Source organism: Mycolicibacterium chlorophenolicum, assembly GCF_001044235.1.
Classification (GTDB): domain Bacteria; phylum Actinomycetota; class Actinomycetes; order Mycobacteriales; family Mycobacteriaceae; genus Mycobacterium; species Mycobacterium chlorophenolicum.
Window position 1 is genome coordinate 19,530 of the sequence record NZ_JYNL01000023.1, and the last position, 20,346, is coordinate 39,875.

Genomic DNA, 20,346 nt, shown 5'->3' on the forward strand with positions numbered 1-20,346 from the left:
GCCCCTACTGCCGATAGCTGACCAGGAAGTTGCCCAGGCGTTCGATGGCAGCCGCCAGGTCGCGCGCCCACGGCAGTGTCACGATCCGCAGGTGATCCGGTGTGGGCCAATTGAAACCGGTTCCCTGCACTACGAGGATCTTCTCCTGCAGCAGCAGGTCGAGCACCAGTTGTTCGTCGTCGTTGATCTCGTAGACCTCGGGATCCAGCCGCGGGAACGCGTACAGCGCGCCTTGCGGTTTCACGCAGGAGACGCCGGGGATCTGGTTGAGCTTCTCCCATGCGACATCGCGCTGCTCGAGCAGCCGGCCGCCCGGAAGGACCAGGTCGTCGATGCTCTGGTGGCCGCCGAGCGCGACCTGAATCGCATGCTGGGCGGGCACATTCGGGCACAGCCGCATGTTGGCCAGCAGGCTGATGCCCTCGATGAAACTGCCCGCGTGCTCTTTGGGTCCGGTGATCACCAGCCACCCCGAGCGGTAACCCGCGACCCGGTAGGCCTTCGACAGCCCGTTGAACGTCAGCGTGAGCACGTCGGGCGCCACGGACGCCATCGAGATGTGCTGCGCGTCGTCGTAGAGGATCTTGTCGTAGATCTCGTCGGACAGCAGCAGGAGCTGGTGCTTGCGCGCCAGTTCGGCGATCTGCTCGAGCGTCTCGCGGCTGTACACCGCACCGGTCGGGTTGTTCGGGTTGATGACCACGATCGCCTTGGTGCGGTCGGTGATCTTGGACTCCAGGTCCGCGACGTCGGGATTCCAGCCCTGCGTCTCGTCGCACAGGTAGTGCACCGGGGTGCCGCCCGCCAACGAGGTACACGCCGTCCACAGCGGATAGTCCGGAGCGGGGATCAGCACCTGATCGCCGTTGTCGAGCAGGGCCTGCAGGGTCATCTGGATGAGCTCGGAGGCGCCGTTGCCGAGGAACACGTCATCGATGTCGAAACGCGGGAAGCCCTCGACGAGCTCGTACCGGGTGAACACCGCGCGCCGGGCGCTGACGATGCCCTTGGAGTCCGAGTAGCCCTGGGCGTAGGGGAGTGCCTGGATGATGTCGCGCATGATCACGTCGGGCGCCTCGAAGCCGAACGGCGCGGGATTGCCGATGTTGAGCTTGAGGATGCGGTGCCCCTCGGACTCCAGGCGCGCGGCGTGCTCGTGTACGGGGCCACGGATCTCGTACAGAACATCTTGCAGCTTGCTGGACTGCGTGAACTCGCGCTGACGCGCGTGCCCGCTGCCCGCCTGCCACGGCACCTGATGGGTCGTCATGTGGACAAGTGTCGCATCGCCGTCCACCGAAATATGAATCGAGCGTGCACCCAGGGTCGTTGATCGGCGCTGATCACGACCCTGGATGCACGCTCGCTGACGTCTTTACCGGCGGCCGGGGCGTCGGGCGCCCTTGGCGATGCCGAGGCCCTTCACGGGCGGCTCGTCACCCACCACGCGTGCCTCGCCGTTGCCGTTCGTCGCCGGGGCGGCGGGCTCGGGCTCGGGTGCGGCGGCCTCAGGCTCCGGGGCCGGCTCGGGCTCGGCGGCCGGTTCCGGGGCGGACGCCGGCGCCGACGCGGGTGCCTTCTTGGCGCCGGGACGGCGCGCACCGGGCGCGATGCCCAGGCCCTTCACCTCGGGTTCCGGCGTGGCGTCCAGGCCGCGGTCCGAATCAGCGGTGTCCGGGGCCTCGGTGCCGGCCTCGGCCTTGTCCGGGTCGACGTTCGCCGGCTGGACGACGGTGGACGCACCCTCGTTCGGGGACGCCGGTGCCTTCTTGGCGCCGGGTCGCCGCGCTCCCGACGCGATCCCCAGTCCCTTGACCTCGGGCTCGGCCTTGGCGGGTGCCTCGGGAGGCGCGGTCTCGGCTGTGGGTGCCGCCGGCGCTGCCGCAGCGGCCTTCTTCGCGCCGGGCCGCTTGGCCCCGCCGGCGATCCCCAGCCCCTTGACCTCGGGCTCGGCCTTGGCGGGCGCCTCGGCAGGCGTGCTCTCCGCAGCGGGTGCGGCGGCCTTCTTGGCGCCGGGGCGCTTGGCTCCGCCCGCGATGCCCAGGCCCTTGGCCTCCACGGCCGCGGGCTTGTCCTCGGCGGGTGCGGCCGCCTTCTTGGCGCCCGGCCGCTTGGCTCCGCCGGCCAGACCCAGGCCGGTGACCGGCTTGGACTCAGCCGCGGTATCGGCCGTGGCCTCGGCGGGCGCCGGGGCCTCAGAAGCCTCGGCGACCTCTTCGACCTCCGCCGGAGCCTCGGCCTCGACCTGCGCGGCGCGCTCCTCGGCCTCCTTGGCCGCCGTGCCCTTCTCGGGCAGCGTGACGCTGGTCTTGTCGAGCGAGCCGAGCAGCAGCTGGGCGACGTCGAGGACCTCGGGCGCCTTCTCCAGGCTGCGGGTAGACGTGACGTCGTCGACGCCGTCGGTCATCATCACGCGGCAGAACGGGCAGCCCGTCGCGATCGCCGACGCGCCGGTGTCCACAGCCTCCTCGGAGCGCTCGACGTTGACGCGCTTGCCGATGTGCTCTTCCATCCACATCCGGGCGCCACCGGCGCCGCAGCACAGGCCGCGGTCGGCGTGGCGCGGCATCTCGGTCAGCTTGGCCCCCGACGCACCGATCAGCTCACGCGGCGCCGAGTACTCCTTGTTGTGCCGGCCCAGGTAGCACGGGTCGTGATAGGTGATGTCCATCCCGCCGTCAGCAGGCTTCACGGGCACCAGCTTCTTGTCCCGGACCAGCCGGTTCAGCAGCTGGGTGTGGTGCAGCACCGTGTAATTGCCGCCGACCTGCGGATACTCCCGACCCAGCGTGTTGAAGCAGTGCGGGCACGTCACCACGACCTTGCGGTCCACCCGCTCGACACCGGAGAACAGGTCGTTGAGCGTCTCGACGTTCTGCGCGGCCAGCTGCTGGAACAGGAACTCGTTGCCCGAGCGGCGCGCGGAGTCCCCGTTGCAGGTCTCGCCCTCGCCGAGCACCAGGAACTTCACCCCGGCGGTGGCCAGCAGTTCGGCGACGGCCTTGGTGGTCTTCTTCGCGCGGTCCTCGAACGCACCGGCGCAGCCGACCCAGAACAGGTACTCGTAGCCGGCGAACGACTCGACGTCCTTGCCGTAGACCGGGACGTCGAAGTCGACCTCGTCGATCCAGTTCGTGCGGTCCTTGGCGTTCTGACCCCAGGGGTTGCCCTTGTTCTCCAGGTTCTTGTAGAGCACGCCGAGCTCCCCGGGGAACTCGGACTCCATCATCACCTGGTAGCGCCGCATGTCGACGATGTGGTCGATGTGCTCGATGTCGACAGGGCACTGCTCGACGCAGGCACCGCACGTCGTGCAGGACCACAGCACGTCGGGGTCGATGACGCCGCCCTGTTCCAGCGTGCCGACCAGCGGCCGGGTCGCCTGCAGCGGCGAGTCCGCAGGAATGCGTTCGAAGCCCGACTCGGGCACGTGCTCGTGGGAGTGCTCCTCGCTGTCCTTCTCGCCGCGAAGCTCCTCGCCGAGACCGCCTTCGGGCGTGTTCTGCAGCGGGGATTCCTTGCCGTCGAGGAAGTACGGCGCCTTCGCGAACATGTGGTCGCGAAGGTTCATGATCACGAGCTTCGGGGACAGCGGCTTGCCGGTGTTCCACGCCGGGCACTGCGACTGACAACGCCCGCACTCGGTGCAGGTGGTCATGTCGAGGTAGCCCTTCCAGGTGAAGTCCTCGATCTTGCCGCGGCCCAGCACGGCGTCCTCGGCGGGATCCTCGAAGTCGACGATCTCGCCCTTGGATTCGACCGGCAGCAGCGGGCCGAGCCCGTTGGGCATCCGCTTGAACGTGACGTTGATCGGTGCCAGGCCGATGTGCAGGTGCTTGGAGTGCAGCACGATCAGCAGGAACACCAGCATGATCGCGATGTGGCCGAGCAGGGCCAGCGTCTCGATCCACTCGTTGGCGGGCACGCCCAGCGGCCGCAGGATCGCGCCCATCAGCTGCGAGAAGAACGCGCCGTTGCCGTAGGGCAGGTTGCCGGTCACCACGGCGGCGCCGCGCACCAGCGCGTACGTCCAGATGACGTTGAAGATCATGAACAGGATCAGCCAGGCGCCGCCGGTGTGGGAACCGTAGAACCGGGAGTCGCGGCCGTGCTTCTTGGGCTCGCGCACGATGCGGATGATCGAGAACGTGATGATGCCGGCCAGCACGGCGACGGCGAAGAAGTCCTGTAGGAAGCCCAGCACGTCCCAGCGGCCGACGATCGGGATGTGGAAGTCGTGGACGACCAGTAGGCCGAAGGCCTCCAGGTACACGGTCGCCAAGACGAAGAAGCCCCACATCGTGAAGAAGTGCGCGATACCGGGGACGGACCACCGCAGCAGCCGGGTCTGGCCGAACACCTCTTCGAACTGGGTGGTGATGCGCTTCTGAAGGTGGTCTTTGCGGTTGTTGGCCTCGCTCATGGGCTGGCCCGACCGGATCAGCTTCGTCAGCCACGCCACGCGCTTGACGGCCAACAAGCCGACAACCACGATCATCAGCGCCCCGACGATCATTCTGATGAGCATCTGGGTTTCCACGCGCATCCTCCGGTTCTGGTTACCAGCGGGTAACTTAGACCATGTTACTGACAAGTAACTTTAGCTCGATGTGAGCTCATAGTGACACCCTGCGCGGATACGCCGCTACACAGGCTGTCCTAACCTGACGCGGCGGTCAGGGGGCGGGCGCGAGCATGACCCGCAGCATCGACAACATCTCCGAGCGCGACTCGGCCCCGAGGCGGCGCCGGATCCGGGCCACGTGGTGCTCGACCGTCTTGGCGGAGATGAACAGCTGTGCCCCGATGTCCCGGTACGGCAGGCCCTGCAGCAGGAGCTCGGCGACCTCCCGTTCGCGCTCGGACAGCTGGGTCGCAGGGCGCGCCGGACCCGGCCGCTGCGCCGGGGCCGCCGGCCGCTCGGCGGGTACCGGGTCCTCGGGCAGTTCGGGCGCGGACACCGCCTGCTTGAGATCACGGGCGAGTTGCAGCATGGCCTGCGAGACGCGGGGGTCGGCGGTCTGCAGGGCGGCCTGGCCCGCCAGCCGGGTGGCATCCGAGGTGTGGCCGAACTGCGCGAGCATGCGCGCCGCCGTGGCCACCTCGTCGACATCGACGTGCCCGGCGAGCACCCGCAGCCAGGTGCGCCCCGCCGTGGCCAGCGCTTTCGCGAACGGGCTGTGCGCCGCGGCCGCCGTCAGCGCCTGCCCGTGCGGGGCGACGTCGTCGGGGGAATTGGCCAGGATGCCCGCGTGCACACCGGCCCAGTGCAGCGGCACCGACCACAGCACCGGATCGCCGAGCTCACGCAGCAATCCGAACGCCTCGTCGAGGGTGTGGCTCAGCCGGTCGACCTGACGCATCCGCGCCGCGGCCACCCACAGCTCGCCGAGCGGCAGCAGCGCGAACACCTCGGTCGAGCACTCGGCCAGCACCTCCATCGCCGAATACCAGTGCTGCTGCATGGCTCCGGTGTCGCCGCCGCGACGGGCGATCGCCGTCTGCAGCGCCGAGGCCCACAGCGCGTCGCGCCGGTGCAGCTGCTGGCCGGCCACCGCGGCGACGGCCGCGCCGGCCGCCGGCAGGTGACCGTCCTGCATCAGCGCCCACCCGAGCAGCAGCCGGTGCCGGTGCGTGACGAAGATCGCATCCGCGGCACCGGCGCGGCCCCCCTCGCGGACGGCCCGTCCGATCACCGACCGCGCCCGCACGGGGTCGCCGCCGTGCAGCGCGGCAAGGGTGACCAGGGCCGCCGGCGTGTCGGGAGTGACGACGGAGCGATCCTGTTCGGCTCCGATCGCCTGACTCAACCGGGCGAGCGCCACCGGATACGGCTGGTCGAGCGTCATCAGCAGGCCTTCGGTGACGGCCCGGGCCGCACGCGCCGTCGACGTCGGCGGCCCCGCATCGGCGGTCTGCCGGTTCGCCCGCGTCGCGGCCACGTCGCCCGCCGCCAGGGCGGCGATGGTGGCGGCGGCGCCGACCACGGCGTCGGGCGCTTGGCCGAGCCAGGCGAACAGGTCACGGGCCTGGGCGGCGCTGCCGTCATGTAGCGCGATGCTGGCCGCAATGCGCACCGCGGCGGCGCGCTGGGCCGGATCGGCCGCCGTGAGCATGCCGTCGGCGAGCCGGGCCGCCGTGGCGCAGTCGCCCGTCAAGGCCAGGGCGTCGGCCAGTTGCGCGCTGGGCGCCGAACTACCCGCGTCGGCGGCCGCCCGGTACAGCCGGGCGGCGCGCGCAGGCTGGGCGGTGCTGCGGCCGGCCAGCTCGGTCAGGGCGGCCGCCAGCCGCTCGTCGCGCAGACCGTGCTCGGCCAGCCGCAACGCCAGGTCGGCGGTCAGCGTCGAGGACTCCAACTGGGAGGCCAGCAGAGACACCTCGAGATCGTGGTGTCGCGACGCCCCGACGATCGAGGCGATGCCGTCGTGCACCTCGCGCAGGAAGCCCGCAGGGTGTGACGGCTCGAGGAGCCCGCTGGCCCGGGCCTGGTCCACCGCGGCGAGCGCGGCCTCCGGGGTCATCCGCAGGCCCGCGGCGACGTCGTCGGGGCCGAGGCCCGAGGTGAGGGACGAGACCAGCAGCGTGTCGAGCAGTGGTTCGTCGAGACGGCGGAGCCGTTCGATCAGCGCATTGCGTGCCGCCTGGCGCACCGCCTGGGCGCCGTCGCCGGCCACCGACAGCGTCGGGCGCAGCAGGAACGGCAGCCCCGCGGTCGCCGCCATGAGCAGTCGCACCAGGTCGGGCGCCGGGGCCTCCCCGAAGGTGGCCGCGGCGATCCGGCCGACCTCGACCGGCAGGATCGGGCCCAGCGTCACTGCCGGATTCTCCCGCTGCAGCGCGACGATCAGACCCCGCAGCGCGCGGTGGTGGGCGAGCGGCTGGGCCGAGATCACGACGGTCGCCGCCGGATCGGCGACCAGGTCGGTGAGCTGCTCGAGGTGCGCGTCGTCGAGCAGGTCGGCGTCGTCGACGACCACCGCGGAACCGTCGGCGTCGTCCGGGCGCGGCGGCCGCGACAGCACCGCGCGACCGTCCCTGCGCAGCGTCGCCCGCACCGCCGCCAACACCGTCGACTTGCCCGTTCCTATACCGCCGGTGACCAGGAGCTTCACCGCGGCCCGGGGATCGCGGTCGACCGCGGCCACCGCGTCCCGCGCTGCCGGCGGCAGATCCGTCGGCCGGTGCGGCGCCGGACTGGTCATCGCCGCCGTCAGGCGCCGTCGCCCGGGAGGATCACCGAGGTCGTCACGGGCGGTGCGACCGTGGTGGGCGGTGCCACCGTCGTCGTGGGCGGCGCCACCGTCGTCGTGGGCGGCGCCGTCGTCGTCGGACGCGTCGTGGTGGGCCGCGTCGTCGTCGTGGTCGGCGCGGTGGTGGTGGTGGTGGTGGTCGTCGTCGTGGTGGCCGTGGTCGTCGTGGTCGTCGGCGCGGTCGTCGTGGTCGACGACGACGGGCTCGTCGTCTCCGACGGGGGCGGCGGCGGAGGCGGCTGGCTGACGGTCGTCGTCGCCACGCCGTCGGGACCGATCGTCACCGTGGTGACCGGCGGCGGCAGCTCGGCCGGCGACGGCTCGGCCGCCGGCGGCGTCGCCGTCTCGGTGACCGGCGTCTGATCGCCCTCGCTGCTGGTCAGCGTCACGGCGAGACCACCGGCGGCCAGCAGGGCCGCAGCCGCGGCGATACCGAACAGCACGGGCGGCCGTTTGTACCAGGGCAGCGGTGCGGGCTCGTCATAGCGCTCGTCCTCGGGGGCGAACGCCACTGCGGGGCGGGCGGGATCGGGCGACGCGACGTAGTCGGGGCCGGTGTAGGGCACCGGCTCGGCGTCCAGGTCGTCGTCCTGCGACCAGGCCAGCGCGCGGAAGGTCGCCGACGCGGCACCGTCGTCGGCGGCCTGGCCGGCGGCCAGCCCCGCCGCGCCGGCGGCCCACGCGGCGGGCGCCATCGCGGTCGGCTCACCGGCGGCGGGCGCCAGGCCCGTTGCCGCCTGAGCGTCCAGGCTCTGGTTGGCCACCAGTGCCGCGCCCGCGGCGACGTTGAGCGCCGGCTCGGGCGTCGTGATGACCGGCGCCCGAAGTCTTTCCGAAAGTCGTTGCGTCACAATCGGAATCGCTGCTCCACCGCCGACAGTGGCGACCGCGGCGACGTTGGTGACCGGCACGTTGGCGCGCTGCAGCGTGTCGTCGATCGCCGCGAGCAACCCGCCCAGCGGGTCGCTGAGCAGGTGCTCGAGCTCCGGACGAGTGACGCGGATGTCCGAGCGGAAGCCGGGCAGCTCGGCGGGGACCACGGTGGCGGTCTGCTCGGAGAGCCGTTCCTTGGCCTGACGGCACTCCTCACGCAGGCGCGCCAGCGAACCGACCGCCGCGGTGCCCGCCGGATCGGGGTCGTTGGCCTCGGCGATGCCGGCCAGCACATGGTCGAGCAGGGCCTGGTCGACCGCGTCCCCGGAGAAGTCCGGGTAGCGCACCGTCTGCCCCACGAGATCCAGGTTCGCGCCGGCGTCGGCGAGTGTGATGCTGGTGCCGCTGCCGCCGAGATCGACCAGCACCACCACGCCCTGATCGGGCAGACCGGGCGCCGCCTGCAGCGCCGCCAGGGCGGCCGACGCATCAGGGATCAGCGCGGCGGGCACGCCGTTCGGCGCGAGGATCGGGCGCGAGCGCAGCGCGCCCCGCAGCGCCCCGATGGTGCCGGGTCCCCAGTGCGCGGGCACGGCGATCGCCACCGGTGAACCGCCGTCCACCGCCCGCGCCATCGCGGCGAGAGCCTCGGCGAGCACGACCTCACCGCGGTGCGCCGAACCGTCGGCGGCGACCAGCGGCACCGGATCGCCCACGCGGTCGACGAATCCGCTGAGCACCAGGCCCGGCGGCGTCGCGTCGGTGGGAACCCCCACCTCGGGCGCGCGGTCGGGGTAGACGGTCAGGATCGAGCGCCGCGTCACCGGCGGGCGGCCGACACGTGCGGCCACCAGGTTCGTCATCCCGATCGACAACCCCAGTGGTTCGGTCATGGTGGTGGGTCTCCTCTTCGGCCGGCCCGGTCGGCCGGACCGTCCACCACCTTAACGGCCGGACCGTCGCTCCCGGTGCAGGCGCCCCTAGTGTGGCCGATCCCCTAACGGGTCATCCCCTAACGGCCCCGGCGCGGGGTTGGGCTTCGCACCGATCCGCCGAACGCGGTGCGCCGATAGCATCGAGGACATACCGAGGGGAAGGGTCATCGTGGCGAACTCACTACTGGACTTCGTGATGTCGCTGGTCCGCGATCCGGATGCGGCTGCCCGCTACGCCGCCGACCCCGCGCAGACCCTCGCGGACGCCCACCTGACCGATGTGACCAGCGTGGACGTGCAGAATCTGATTCCCGTGGTCGCGGAGTCGCTGTCGATGTCCGCCCCCGCGCACGGTCTGGACGCCTTCGGCGCCGAGTCGGCGTCCAACGTCTGGGCCAGCGGTGCGGCCACCGCCGCATTCGACGCTTTCGACGACCATCTCCCCGTCGCGTCGGTGATCGACACCGACAGCGCGGTGCCGACGATCGTTGACCATCTCGACGAACCGCCCGCCGCGCTGGCCGCGCCGGATCCGGTGCCGTCACTGCAGGTAAACGACGTCGAGTTCGACCATCCCGCGATCACCGAACCGTCCGTGGACGACCACTGGGTGCCGCTGGCCGACGATGTGCACGACCTCGACCACCCGGTGGACCATCCGTCCGGATTCGACCTCTTCGACTGACGCGAAAGCGTCGCACCTGACCCGCGCGGACTCGGTCCGCGCGGGTTTTCTGCATTCTGAGCTGCCATGACGCGGTAGATCCCCAGGTACCCCCGAAGATCCCCTAATCCCCTAATGGAAGGACCCCGATATCCCGCATGGGGATGCTCCAGCCGTGGGCGCCGTCCCCGTTTCCGGGGCCCGGCGAACTCCATAACGTGGTCTCCAGATCGCCGGGAAGCGCCGGCGGGACCCACGCACCAGCTCCAGAAAGGCACTCCCATGACGACCCTGATCGACTTCATCCTCGACCTGTTCCGCAGCCCGGCATCGGCCGCGTCGTTCGTCATCGACCCAGACGGCGCCCTGCGCGACGCGGGTTTGCCGAACGTCACCGCCGCGCAGCTGGCCTCTGTCGCCGCCACCGCGGCTCCGGCCGGCTACGCCCTCGGCGGCGGCGACCCGATCGTCGGCCTGCAGCGCGCGGTCGCCGACCACCACCAGCTGGCCTCGAACTTCGCCTCCCCGTTCTCCCCGCAGACCTCGTGGGCGCCGACGTTCGCCCCGGAGACGAACACCGACCTGCTCAGCGGCAACAACGTCCCCGTCGCCAGCCCCGTCCAGGACGCCGGCGCCAACGCCCAGAACGGCGCGTTCAACCTCGGCTTCGGTGACATCACGTTCGGCGACAAGAGCACCAACACCGCCACCAACGGCGGCGTGGTGGTCGACGGAGACAACAAGGGCGACATCGTCAGCGGCGACGGCGCGGTGCTGGGTGACAACAACGACGTCAACAACGGCGACATCCTGGCCGGGTCGGGCTCGCACGTCGCGGTGGGCCGCGGCAACGAGATCGAGGACAGCAGCCAGCACGCGGGCGGTGACGTGGTCTCGGGCAACTCCGGCGCCGTGATCAAGGACAACGACCTCTCCGGCGGCAACGGCGGCGGCTCGCACGGCGGCGGCAGCCTGCTCGGCATCGGCAGCGGCAACTCCGCCGGTGGCGACGGCGGTCATGCCGGCTCGATCATCGTCTCCGACAGCCACGCCAACAGCGGCACACAGACCACCATCGGTGGCGACTCCGGCAGCGACAACGTCGAGGACAACTCGGTCAACACCTCGGTGCACAGCTCGACCGAGACCTCGCACGACACCTCGATCGAGGACCACTCCTCGAGCTACGAGTCCAACATCGGCTCGGGCAACGAGACCGCGATCGGGTCGGGCAACCACACCGATACGTCGCTGTTCTCGGGCAACGACACCGGCCTGTCGACGCACACCGATCTGGCCTCGCACAACGATCTGGCCTCGCACAACACCACGGCGACCGATCTCGACGCGTTCTGATCCGAACCTGCCCACCAGCCGCCGGCGGGGACCGCATCGGTCCCCGCCGGTGGCGCGCTTACCGTTGACCTTTCGAGAGTGCCGCCGAGCAGAGGGGCCGTGATGACCCAACCCAATCGCGTGCTGGTCGAGCTCATCGACCACACCAGTGCGATCGCCGACACCCAGCAGCGCGGCGACCTGGTGGCTCGACTCGCCAGGGCGAGGGCCCGCGTCGACGACCCGCAGATCCGGGTGGTGATCGCCGGCCAGCTCAAGCAGGGCAAGAGCCAACTGCTCAACTCGCTGCTCAACATGCCGGTCGCCCGCGTCGGCGACGACGAGTCCACGGTGCTCGCGACCGTGGTGTCCTACGGGGAGCAGGCGTCGGCGCGGCTCGTGGTCGCCCGGCCCGACGGCGAGGAACCCGAGCTGATCGAGATCCCGGTCGCCGACCTGCGCAACGATCTGCGCCGCGCGCCGCAGGCCCGCGGCCGGGAGGTGCTGCGCGTCGAGGTGACCGCGCCAAGCCCCCTGCTCAAGGGCGGGCTCGCGTTCATCGACACCCCGGGCGTCGGCGGTCACGGTCAGCCGCACCTGTCGGCCACGCTGGGTCTGCTGCCCGACGCCGACGCGATGCTGATGATCAGCGACACCAGCCAGGAGTTCACCGAACCGGAGATGACGTTCATCCGGCAGGCCCTCGAGGTGTGCCCGGTCGCGGTCATCGTGGCCACCAAGACCGATCTGTATCCGCACTGGCGGCAGATCACCGACGCCAACGCCGCGCATCTGCGCCGCGCCGGCCTCGGGGTGCCGATGATTCCGGCGTCGTCGATCCTGCGCAGCCACGCCGTGCAGCTCAACGACAAGGAACTCAACGAGGAGTCGAACTTCCCGGCGATCGTGAAGTTCCTCTCCGAGGACGTGCTCGGCCGGCAGAAGGACCGGGTGCGCGACCAGGTGCTCACCGACGTCCGCGCCGCCGCCGAGCATCTGATGCTGGCGGTGCAGTCCGAGCTCTCGGCGCTCAACGACCCGCACGCCCGGGAGGCCCTCACCGCCGACCTCGAGGCCCGCAAACAGGAGGCGCAGGACGCGCTGCAGCAGACCGCGCTGTGGCAGCAGGTGCTCAACGACGGCATCGCCGACCTCACCTCTGACGTGGATCACGATCTGCGGCAACGATTTCGGACCATCACCTTTCACACCGAGCGGTTCATCGACACCGGCGACCCGACGCTGCACTGGGCCGAGATCGGCGCCGAACTCGAGGACGCGGTCGCCACCGCGGTCGGCGACAACTTCGTGTGGGCCTACCAGCGGGCCGAGGCCCTGGCCGCCGAGGTGGCCCGCACCTTTGCCGAGGCCGGCCTCGACGCGGTGCGCATGCCCGCCATCGACGCTCGCGACCTGGGCGCGGACTTCGGCGAGTTCAAGTCGCTGGCCCAGCTCGAGGCCAAGCCGATCAAGACCGGCCACAAGATCGTGACCGGGATGCGCGGCTCCTATGGCGGCGTGCTGATGTTCGGCATGCTGACGTCCTTCGCCGGGCTGGGGATGTTCAACCCGCTCTCCCTGGGCGCCGGGCTGGTGCTCGGGCGCAAGGCCTACAAGGAGGACATGGAGAACCGGATGCTGCGGGTGCGCAACGAGGCCAAGACCAACGTGCGCCGGTTCGTCGACGACGTCGCGTTCGTCGTCGGCAAGGAGTCCCGCGACCGCCTCAAGGGCATCCAGCGTCAGCTGCGCGACCATTACCGCGAGATCGCCAACCAGACCACCCGCTCGCTCAACGAGTCGCTGCAGGCCACGCTCGCCGCAGCGAAGGTCGCCGAGACCGAGCGGGCCGGGCGGGTCAAGGAGCTGGAACGTCAGCTCAACATCCTCAAGCAGGTCGTCGAGCACGCCGACAAGCTCGCCGCCGGGGGTCACTAAGCTCGAGGGCCTAGAAGTCGGGCTATCGGGACGGGACGGCACTGAGCACCAGCGACCGCGTGCGGGCGATCCTCGGCGGCACCATCGCCGCCTACCGGGCCGACCCCACCTACCGGCAGCGCCCCGACGTGCACCACGAGCTGGCCGGCATCGGCCACCGGCTCAACGAGCCGATGCGCATCGCGCTGGCCGGCACCCTGAAGGCCGGGAAGTCGACACTGGTCAACGCCCTGGTGGGCGACACCATCGCCCCCACCGACGCCACCGAGGCCACCCGCATCGTCACGTGGTTCCGGCACGGCCCGACCCCGCGGGTGACCGCCAACCACCGCGACGGCCGCCGGTCGAACGTGCCGATCACCCGCGACCCCGCCGACCGGGGGCTGACCTTCGACCTGGCCCAGGTCGATCCGGACGACGTGATCGACCTCGACGTCGAATGGCCGGCCGCCGAGCTGACCGACGCCACGATCATCGACACGCCCGGCACGTCGTCGCTGTCGCGCGACGTCTCGGCCCGCACGCTGCGGCTGCTGGTGCCCGGCGACGGGGTGCCGCGTGTCGACGCCGTCGTGTTCCTGCTGCGCACGCTCAACGCCGCCGACATCGCGCTGCTCAAGCAGATCGGCGAACTGGTCGGCGGCTCGGCCGGCGCGCTCGGGGTGATCGGGGTGGCGTCGCGGGCCGACGAGATCGGTGCGGGCCGGATCGACGCGATGATCTCGGCCAAGGACGTCGCCCAGCGGTTCACCGCCGAGATGGACCGCACCGGCATCTGCCAGGCCGTCGTGCCCGTGTCCGGCCTGCTGGCGCTGACCGCCCGCACGCTGCGGCAGAGCGAGTTCGTCGCGCTGGAGAAGCTGGCCGGTGTCGACGCCGCCGAGCTCGCCAAGGCGATGCTGTCGGTCGACCGGTTCGTCCGCGAGGACAGCTCCCTGCCCGTGGACGCCGCCACCCGGGCCGCCCTGCTGGACCGTTTCGGCATGTTCGGGATCCGGATCTCGATCGCCGTGCTGCGCGCCGGGGTGAGCGATTCGGTGGCGCTGGCCGACGAGCTGCTCGAACGCAGCGGCCTGGTCGCCCTGCGCGAGGTGATCGACCAGCAGTTCGCTCAGCGCTCCGACCTGCTCAAGGCGCACACCGCGCTGCTGTCCCTGCGCGAGATCGTGCAGCGCCACCCGATCTACGCCACCCCGGCGATCCTCGCCGACATCGAGCCGCTGCTCGCCGACACCCATGCGTTCGAGGAACTGCGGCTGCTCAGCGCGCTGCGCTCGCGCCCGACGTCGCTGAACCCCGAGGAGATGGCGTCGCTGCGCCGCGTGATCGGTGGGTCGGGGACCGACGCGGCGAGCCGGCTCGGGCTGGGACCCGACACCGTCGACGACGGTCCGCGGGCCGCATTCGCCGCCGCCCAGCGCTGGCGGCGGCGCGCCGAGCACCCGCTCAACGACCCGTTCACCACGCGCGCCTGCCGGGCGGCGATGCGCAGCGCCGAAGCGCTGGTCGCGGAGTATTCGGCGCGCGCTTAACGTTTCGGCGGCGCCGAACGACTAGAAGGTATGCGCAGTTCTCTGGGGATCTCGCTGGGCACGGCGAACCTCGTCACCGTCGTCGACGGCAGGGCGCTGATGCTGCCCGCGGCGGTCGCGGTGCGGCCCGGCCTCACCGTGACCGGATTCGTGGACCGCGTCGGCGACCCGGTGCCGATGCTCGCCGCCGACGGCTCCGCCCACCGTGCGGACCGGCTGGCCGCCGCCGCGATCGAAGCGGCGACGCGGCGTGCCGCACCCCGGCGCCGGCCCGACGTCGCGGCCGTCGCCGTGCCGGCCCACTGGTCCGACGCGACCGTCGCGGCGCTCCGCGCCCAGGCGCCGCACCTGCACGTGGTCTCCGACGCGACCGCCGCGCTCACGGCCACGGCCGCGGATGTCGGTGTGCCTGCGCGCGGCGTCGTCGTGCTCTGCGACCTCGGCGCCTCCGGCACGAACATCACGTTGGCCGACGCCGGCAACGATCTCGCCGTGATCGGGCAGACCGTGCGCTGCGACGAGTTCTCCGGCGACCTCGTCGACCAGGCGCTGCTGCGGCACGTCGTCGACGGCCTCGACGCCGACCCGGCCGGGACATCCGCCGTGGCGTCTCTGATCGACCTGCGCGCCGAGTGCCGTGCCGCCAAGGAACGGTTGTCCGACGCGACGGCGACGGCGCTCGCCGGTCCGCACACCACGATCCGGCTCACCAGGGCGGAGCTGCAGGCGGTGATCGCCGGTCCGCTCGACCGGCTGGTCGTCGCGCTTCTCGACCTGCTGCACCGGCACCGTGTCGCGCCCGCCCACCTCGCGGCCGTCGTCACTGTCGGCGGTGGGGCCCGCATACCCCTTGTCACGCAACGGCTTTCCGAAGCGCTGCGCTGCCCGGTGATCACCACACCGCATGCCCAGGCCGCTGCCGCGATCGGCGCGGAACTGATCGCCGTGCGGTCCGCCGCGTACGAGGCGCCCACCGCGCTGGCGCCGGCTGCGGCGACCATGCTCGCGCCCGCCGCGACGCCGCTGGCATGGTCGGCCGAGGAGCCCGACGACGAGGCCGCCACGGAATTCGCGCTGCCTCGCGCTGACGTTGCCCGGCCCGAGGTGCATTTCGACCACGAGGCCTTTGCACAGGAGCGTGCGCACAGCCGGTGGCGGCGCTCGCCGGTGTGGCTCGCCGGCGCCGCATGCGTGGCTGCCGTCGCTGTCGCCGGGGTGGTGCTGACCGCCGAGATCGCCCGCGGGGACGGCACTGTGGCGACCGGCGTGTCGGACATCAGCACGCCCGTCGCGACGCACGCCCTCGAGCCGGCGGCCCAGCCCGCCGCGCCGCCGCCTCCCGACCCGGTGACCCAGACCGTGGTGGCCGCGGCACCCGCATCACAACCGGCAGCAGCACCCGCGCCGGCTGCACCGCCGCCGCAGCAGCAGGTGGTGGCCAAGCAGGCCGCTCCGCAGCCGGCACCGGCCCCCGCGGCGCCTGTTCCGGCGCCTGCCGCGCCCGCCCCGCTGCCCGCGCCGGCATGGCCACGGATCCCGTTGCCGCAGTTAACGTTCCCCGCCCCGACGCCGCAGCCCAGCCCGACGCCGTCGCCGACGCCGACGCCGACGCCGCAACCCTCGCCGAGCCCGTCACCCTCGCCGAGTCCTTCGCCGTCACCCGAACCGAGTCCGTCGCCGAGTTCGTCACCGGAGCCCAGCCCGTCACCCTCGCCGAGCCCGTCGAGCAGTCCGGACCCGGAGCCGTCCGCTACGGCCGCGCCGACGCCATCGGCAGGTGAGGCCTCCGAGTGTGTCCCCTCAGCCGAGACCACCTGCTGAGGTCGACGCTGCCCGCCGCCGGGCTGGCCGGGCCCGGACGTTCTGCGGCCACCAGAACCAGCGGCCCATCAGCGCCGCGATCGACGGCGTCATGAAGGAACGGATCACCAGGGTGTCGACCAGCAGGCCGAGTCCGATGGTGGTACCCACCTGAGCCATCACCTTGAGGTCGCTGATCGCGAACGACATCATCGTGAAGGCGAACACCAGGCCGGCCGAGGTCACGACGCTGCCGCTGCCGGCGATGGCCCGGATGATGCCGGTGTTCAGCCCGGCGTCGCGTTCCTCTTTGAATCGTGACACCAACAGCAGGTTGTAGTCGGACCCCACCGCCAGCAGGATGATCACCGACATGGCCAGCACCAGCCAGTGCAGTTCGATGCCGATGATGTGCTGCCACAACAGGACTGCCAGACCGAAGGACGCCGCGAGCGACAGCACCACCGTCCCGACGATCACCAGCGATGCGATCGCCGCGCGGGTGATGATCAGCATGATGATGAAGATCAGGCAGATCGCCGAGATCGCGGCGATGACGAGGTCGTAGTTGGATCCGTCGCGCATGTCCTTGTACGTCGCCGCGGTACCGCCCAGATAGATCTTCGAGGTCTCCAGCGGCGTGCCCTTGATCGCTTCGAACGCGGCGTTCTTGATCTGGTCGATGTGCGAGATACCCTCGGGCGTCGCCGGATCTCCCTGGTGAGAGATGATGAACCGCACCGCTTTACCGTCCGGGGAGACGAACTGCTTGAGGCCGCGCTTGAAGTCGGCGTTGTCGAAGACCTCGGGCGGCAGGTAGAACGAATCGTCGATCTTCGAATCGTTGAACGCCCGGCCGATGGCGTTCGGGTCCGACTGCTGCCGGTCCTGCAGGTCCTGCTGGTCCTTCTGCGTCGAGTAGTTCGTCATGATCTGATCGCGATTGCGTTCCTGGCTGGCGATCTGCGGCGGGATCAGCGCCAGCAGCTTGGGCTGCAAGGCGTTGATCTTGTCGAGGCTGATGGTCGTCTCCGCGAGCAGACCGGACAGCTGATCGATGCCGTCGAGGGCGTCGAACAGGGAGCGCAGGCTGTAGCAGACCGGAATGTCGTAGCAGTGCGGTTCCCAGTAGAAGTAGTTGCGCAGCGGCCGGAAGAAGTCGTCGAAGTTGGCGATCTTGTCCCGCAGTTCATCGGTCACCGCCACTGTCTGCTTGAGCACGTCGGTCTGCTCCTGCTGCGCTGCAGCGCTCTGCTGCTGCAGCGTCAACTGCTCGCGCAGGACATTGATCTGGTCGTTGATGTCCGCCGCCTGCTTGAGCAGGTCGGCCGTGCGGGCCTCGGCATAGGACTGGGTGAGCTTCTGATTCACCCCCTGCTGACCCACGATGTACGGGATCGAGCTGCCTTCGATCGGCGTGCCCAGCGGCCGGGTGATCGTCTGAACCCGGGCGATCCCCGGCAGGTGGAAGACGCTCTTGGCCACCCGGTCCACGACGAGCATGTCCGTCGAGTTGCGCAGGTCGTGGTCGGACACCAGCATCAGCACTTCGGGGTTCAGCCGCGCCTGCGGAAAGTGTTTGGCGGCAACCTGATACCCGATGTTGGCCTCCACGGTGGCGGGCAGGTACTTCTTGTCGTCGTAGCTGGTGGTGTAGGACGGCAGCGCGAGGAGGCCGACCAGCGTCACCGCGATCGACGCCACCAGGATCGGGCCCGGCCACCGCACGACCGCGGTACCGATCCGTCGCCACCCTCGGGTCCGCTGCCCGCGCTTGGGCTCCAGCAGACCGAATCGGGACGCGATGGTGATGATCGCCGGCGCGAGCGTGAGCGCCGCCATCGTCACCACGAACATGCCGATCGCCAAGGGGATCCCGAGGGTCTGGAAGTACGGCAGACGGGTGAAGTGCAGGCACAGCGTCGCGCCCGCGATCGTCAGCCCCGAACCCATGATGACGTGGGCGGTGCCGTGATACATGGTGTAGAAAGCGGTTTCGCGGTCCTCACCGCCGTTGCGTGCTTCGTGGTAGCGCCCGACGAGGAAGATCGCGTAGTCCGTGGCGGCGGCAATGGCCAACAGCGTCAACAGATTCACCGCGAACGTCGACAACTCGATGATGTGGTGGTAGCCGAGGAACGCGACGACACCACGCGCGACCGCCAACTCCAGCACCACGGTCACCAGCACCAGGAGCACCGTGACGATGGATCGGTAGACCAGGAGCAGCATCGTGATGATGACCACGAACGTCAACGCGGTGACGAGCTGCAGGCTCTTGTCGCCGGCGTGCTGCTGATCGGAGTTCAGTGGTCCAGGGCCGGTGACGAACACCCTCAGTCCCGCCGGCGGCGGATGGGCGGCGACGATGTCGCGGACCGCCTCCACGGATTCGTTGGCCAGCGTCTCACCCTGGTTGCCGGCGATGTAGAGCTGCACGTAGGCCGAAAGATTGTCGGCCGACTGCGATCCCGAGGACGTCAGCGGATCGCCCCAGAGGTCCTGGATGTGCTGGACGTGCGTGGTGTCCTTGCGCAGATCGGCGACCAGCCCGTCGTAGTACCGGTGGGCCTCGGCTCCCAGCGGCTTGTCGCTCTCCAGCACGATCATCGCCGAGCTGTTCGAGTCGTACTCCCCGAACAGCTTTCCGACCAGCTGGGTGGCCTGCAGCGAGGGCGCGTCGTTGGGGGTCAGCGACGTCGAGTTGGCGGCGCCCACCGCCTCCAATTGCGGCACGATCACGTTGAGCAGGGCGGTCAGCGCCAACCAGCCCAACAGCACCGGGACGCAGAACAGACGCAGGAAGCGGGGAATCCCGGCGCGGCCGGTGCGGTGGGTGCTCACGCCGACTTCACCAGGCAGGAGGTCTGGGCGTTGATCCCGGTCGCCGTCTGTTCGTCTTTGACCTCGTCATTGACGATGACGCGGCAACTGATGGTGCCGGCGTCGCCCTGAGCGATGATGGTGGCGCTGGCCGAGGGTTTCGTGGTCCGCAGGGTGATCGACCACGGTAGCGGTGCGTCGTCGACCCGCTGGGGGGTCGCATCGAGGTCGAGATAGTTGATGGTCGCCACAGCACCTTCTGTTCCGGTGACCTCGTAGGTCACGACCTTGGGGTTGAACGGCTCGGCATCCTGGGCCAGGCCGGCGCCCGAGCGGGTGATCTCGTTGTCCGAGCCGAAGATCCCGTGCATCCGGTAGACGACGACGCCGCCCACGGCGACCACGACGAGGATGAGCAGCGGAATCCAGACCCGCTTGACGATTCCGACCACGACTGCCCCTTGCGTCAGCGGATGCGTGAGTACTTAGCCACGCAAACATTAGAGGGACGACCAGGGCAGAGCAAGCCGAACGGCTAACTTAAATTGACGGTAGGGCTGACGAATCGTCGACGTCGGTATCGCCGCCGGGTTACTCTGGGACCCCTTCACGCGACCGGGAGGCAGAGGCGACTTGGCGAAACCCACGGCACCGCGCGGCTTGGCCCGGCAGCGGGTCCTCGATGCTGCGCTGGCCCTCTTCGCCGAGCACGGGGTGCACGGCACCTCGCTGCAGATGATCGCCGACCGCGTCGGGGTGGGCAAAGCCGCGGTCTACTACCAGTTCCGGTCCAAAGAGGACATCGCGCTGGAGGTGCTCAGGCCGTCCATCGAGGACATGGCCCGGGTCATCCGGATCGCCGAGGCACTCCCCGATGCCGAGCCCCGGCGGGCAGTGATCGTGAGCGGCCTGATCGAGATGACGGTGCGCTACCGCCAGCTGGCCGTCTACTTCTACGGCGATCCCGCCATCGACCAATTGGTCCGTAGCCAGCCCGAATTCAACGTCGTCGCCACCCGTATCCGCGAACTGCTGGCGGGTTCCGACCGCACCGTTGTCGACCGTGTCGCCCAGTCCGTGTTCCTGTCCGGCGTGTGCAAGGCCGCCGCCGACCCGGACCTGGCCGACGTCGACGACGGTGAACTGCACCGGATCCTGCTGGAGCTGTCGGGCCGGATCCTCGCGCCCGCCTGACG

The 20,346-nt window shown here is 70.4% G+C and carries 12 protein-coding genes; 6 read left to right on the plus strand and 6 right to left on the minus strand.

Going from position 1 to position 20,346, the window contains the following annotated elements:
- Positions 1-4 precede the first annotated feature (4 nt).
- The 4 genes from MCHLDSM_RS12245 to MCHLDSM_RS12260 all read right to left on the minus strand — a co-directional run bounded on the left by MCHLDSM_RS12245 (position 5) and on the right by MCHLDSM_RS12260 (position 9,016).
- Complete coding sequence (locus tag MCHLDSM_RS12245; RefSeq protein WP_048470659.1) at positions 5-1,270, minus strand: pyridoxal phosphate-dependent aminotransferase; 1,266 nt, start codon at positions 1,268-1,270, stop codon at positions 5-7.
- Between the two features lie 105 nt (positions 1,271-1,375).
- Positions 1,376-4,540, minus strand: coding sequence for a heterodisulfide reductase-related iron-sulfur binding cluster (locus MCHLDSM_RS12250; RefSeq protein WP_048470660.1), 3,165 nt, complete (start codon positions 4,538-4,540; stop codon positions 1,376-1,378).
- 136 nt (positions 4,541-4,676) lie between these two features.
- Positions 4,677-7,202 carry an isoniazid response ATPase/transcriptional regulator IniR gene (gene iniR / locus MCHLDSM_RS12255; protein WP_048470333.1) on the minus strand — a complete coding sequence of 842 codons (2,526 nt, stop codon included), beginning with the start codon at positions 7,200-7,202 and terminating at the stop codon, positions 4,677-4,679.
- Positions 7,203-7,210: 8 nt separating this feature from the next.
- Positions 7,211-9,016: an Hsp70 family protein gene (locus MCHLDSM_RS12260; protein WP_048470334.1), complete on the minus strand. Its 1,806-nt coding sequence runs from the start codon at positions 9,014-9,016 to the stop codon at positions 7,211-7,213.
- Between the two features lie 211 nt (positions 9,017-9,227).
- Here MCHLDSM_RS12260 and MCHLDSM_RS12265 point away from each other — a divergent pair, with 211 nt between their 5' ends.
- From MCHLDSM_RS12265 to MCHLDSM_RS12285, 5 genes are all read left to right on the plus strand, one after another.
- Complete coding sequence (locus MCHLDSM_RS12265; protein WP_048470335.1) at positions 9,228-9,743, plus strand: Rv0340 family IniB-related protein; 516 nt, start codon at positions 9,228-9,230, stop codon at positions 9,741-9,743.
- A gap of 261 nt (positions 9,744-10,004) precedes the next feature.
- Positions 10,005-11,078, plus strand: coding sequence for an IniB N-terminal domain-containing protein (locus MCHLDSM_RS12270; RefSeq protein WP_048470336.1), 1,074 nt, complete (start codon positions 10,005-10,007; stop codon positions 11,076-11,078).
- A 102-nt stretch (positions 11,079-11,180) separates the two neighbouring features.
- Positions 11,181-12,995, plus strand: coding sequence for an isoniazid-induced dynamin-like GTPase IniA (gene iniA, locus MCHLDSM_RS12275; RefSeq protein ID WP_048470337.1), 1,815 nt, complete (start codon positions 11,181-11,183; stop codon positions 12,993-12,995).
- Positions 12,996-13,036: 41 nt separating this feature from the next.
- The gene (locus MCHLDSM_RS12280) at positions 13,037-14,527 is read left to right on the plus strand and encodes a dynamin family protein (protein WP_048470338.1); all 1,491 of its coding nucleotides are present in this window, start codon (positions 13,037-13,039) and stop codon (positions 14,525-14,527) included.
- Between the two features lie 30 nt (positions 14,528-14,557).
- The gene (locus tag MCHLDSM_RS12285) at positions 14,558-16,348 is read left to right on the plus strand and encodes an Hsp70 family protein (RefSeq protein ID WP_048470339.1); all 1,791 of its coding nucleotides are present in this window, start codon (positions 14,558-14,560) and stop codon (positions 16,346-16,348) included.
- Here the strand turns inward: MCHLDSM_RS12285 and MCHLDSM_RS12290 are convergent.
- The gene (locus tag MCHLDSM_RS12290; protein WP_048470340.1) at positions 16,328-19,171 is read right to left on the minus strand and encodes an MMPL/RND family transporter; all 2,844 of its coding nucleotides are present in this window, start codon (positions 19,169-19,171) and stop codon (positions 16,328-16,330) included. The genes MCHLDSM_RS12285 and MCHLDSM_RS12290 overlap by 21 nt on opposite strands.
- Positions 19,168-19,602: an MmpS family transport accessory protein gene (locus MCHLDSM_RS12295; protein ID WP_048470341.1), complete on the minus strand. Its 435-nt coding sequence runs from the start codon at positions 19,600-19,602 to the stop codon at positions 19,168-19,170. The genes MCHLDSM_RS12290 and MCHLDSM_RS12295 overlap by 4 nt, the downstream gene beginning before the upstream one ends.
- 181 nt (positions 19,603-19,783) lie before the next feature.
- On the opposite strand from MCHLDSM_RS12295, the gene MCHLDSM_RS12300 reads away from it, so the two are divergent.
- Positions 19,784-20,344, plus strand: coding sequence for a TetR/AcrR family transcriptional regulator (locus tag MCHLDSM_RS12300; protein WP_048470342.1), 561 nt, complete (start codon positions 19,784-19,786; stop codon positions 20,342-20,344).
- Positions 20,345-20,346: the final 2 nt, after the last annotated feature.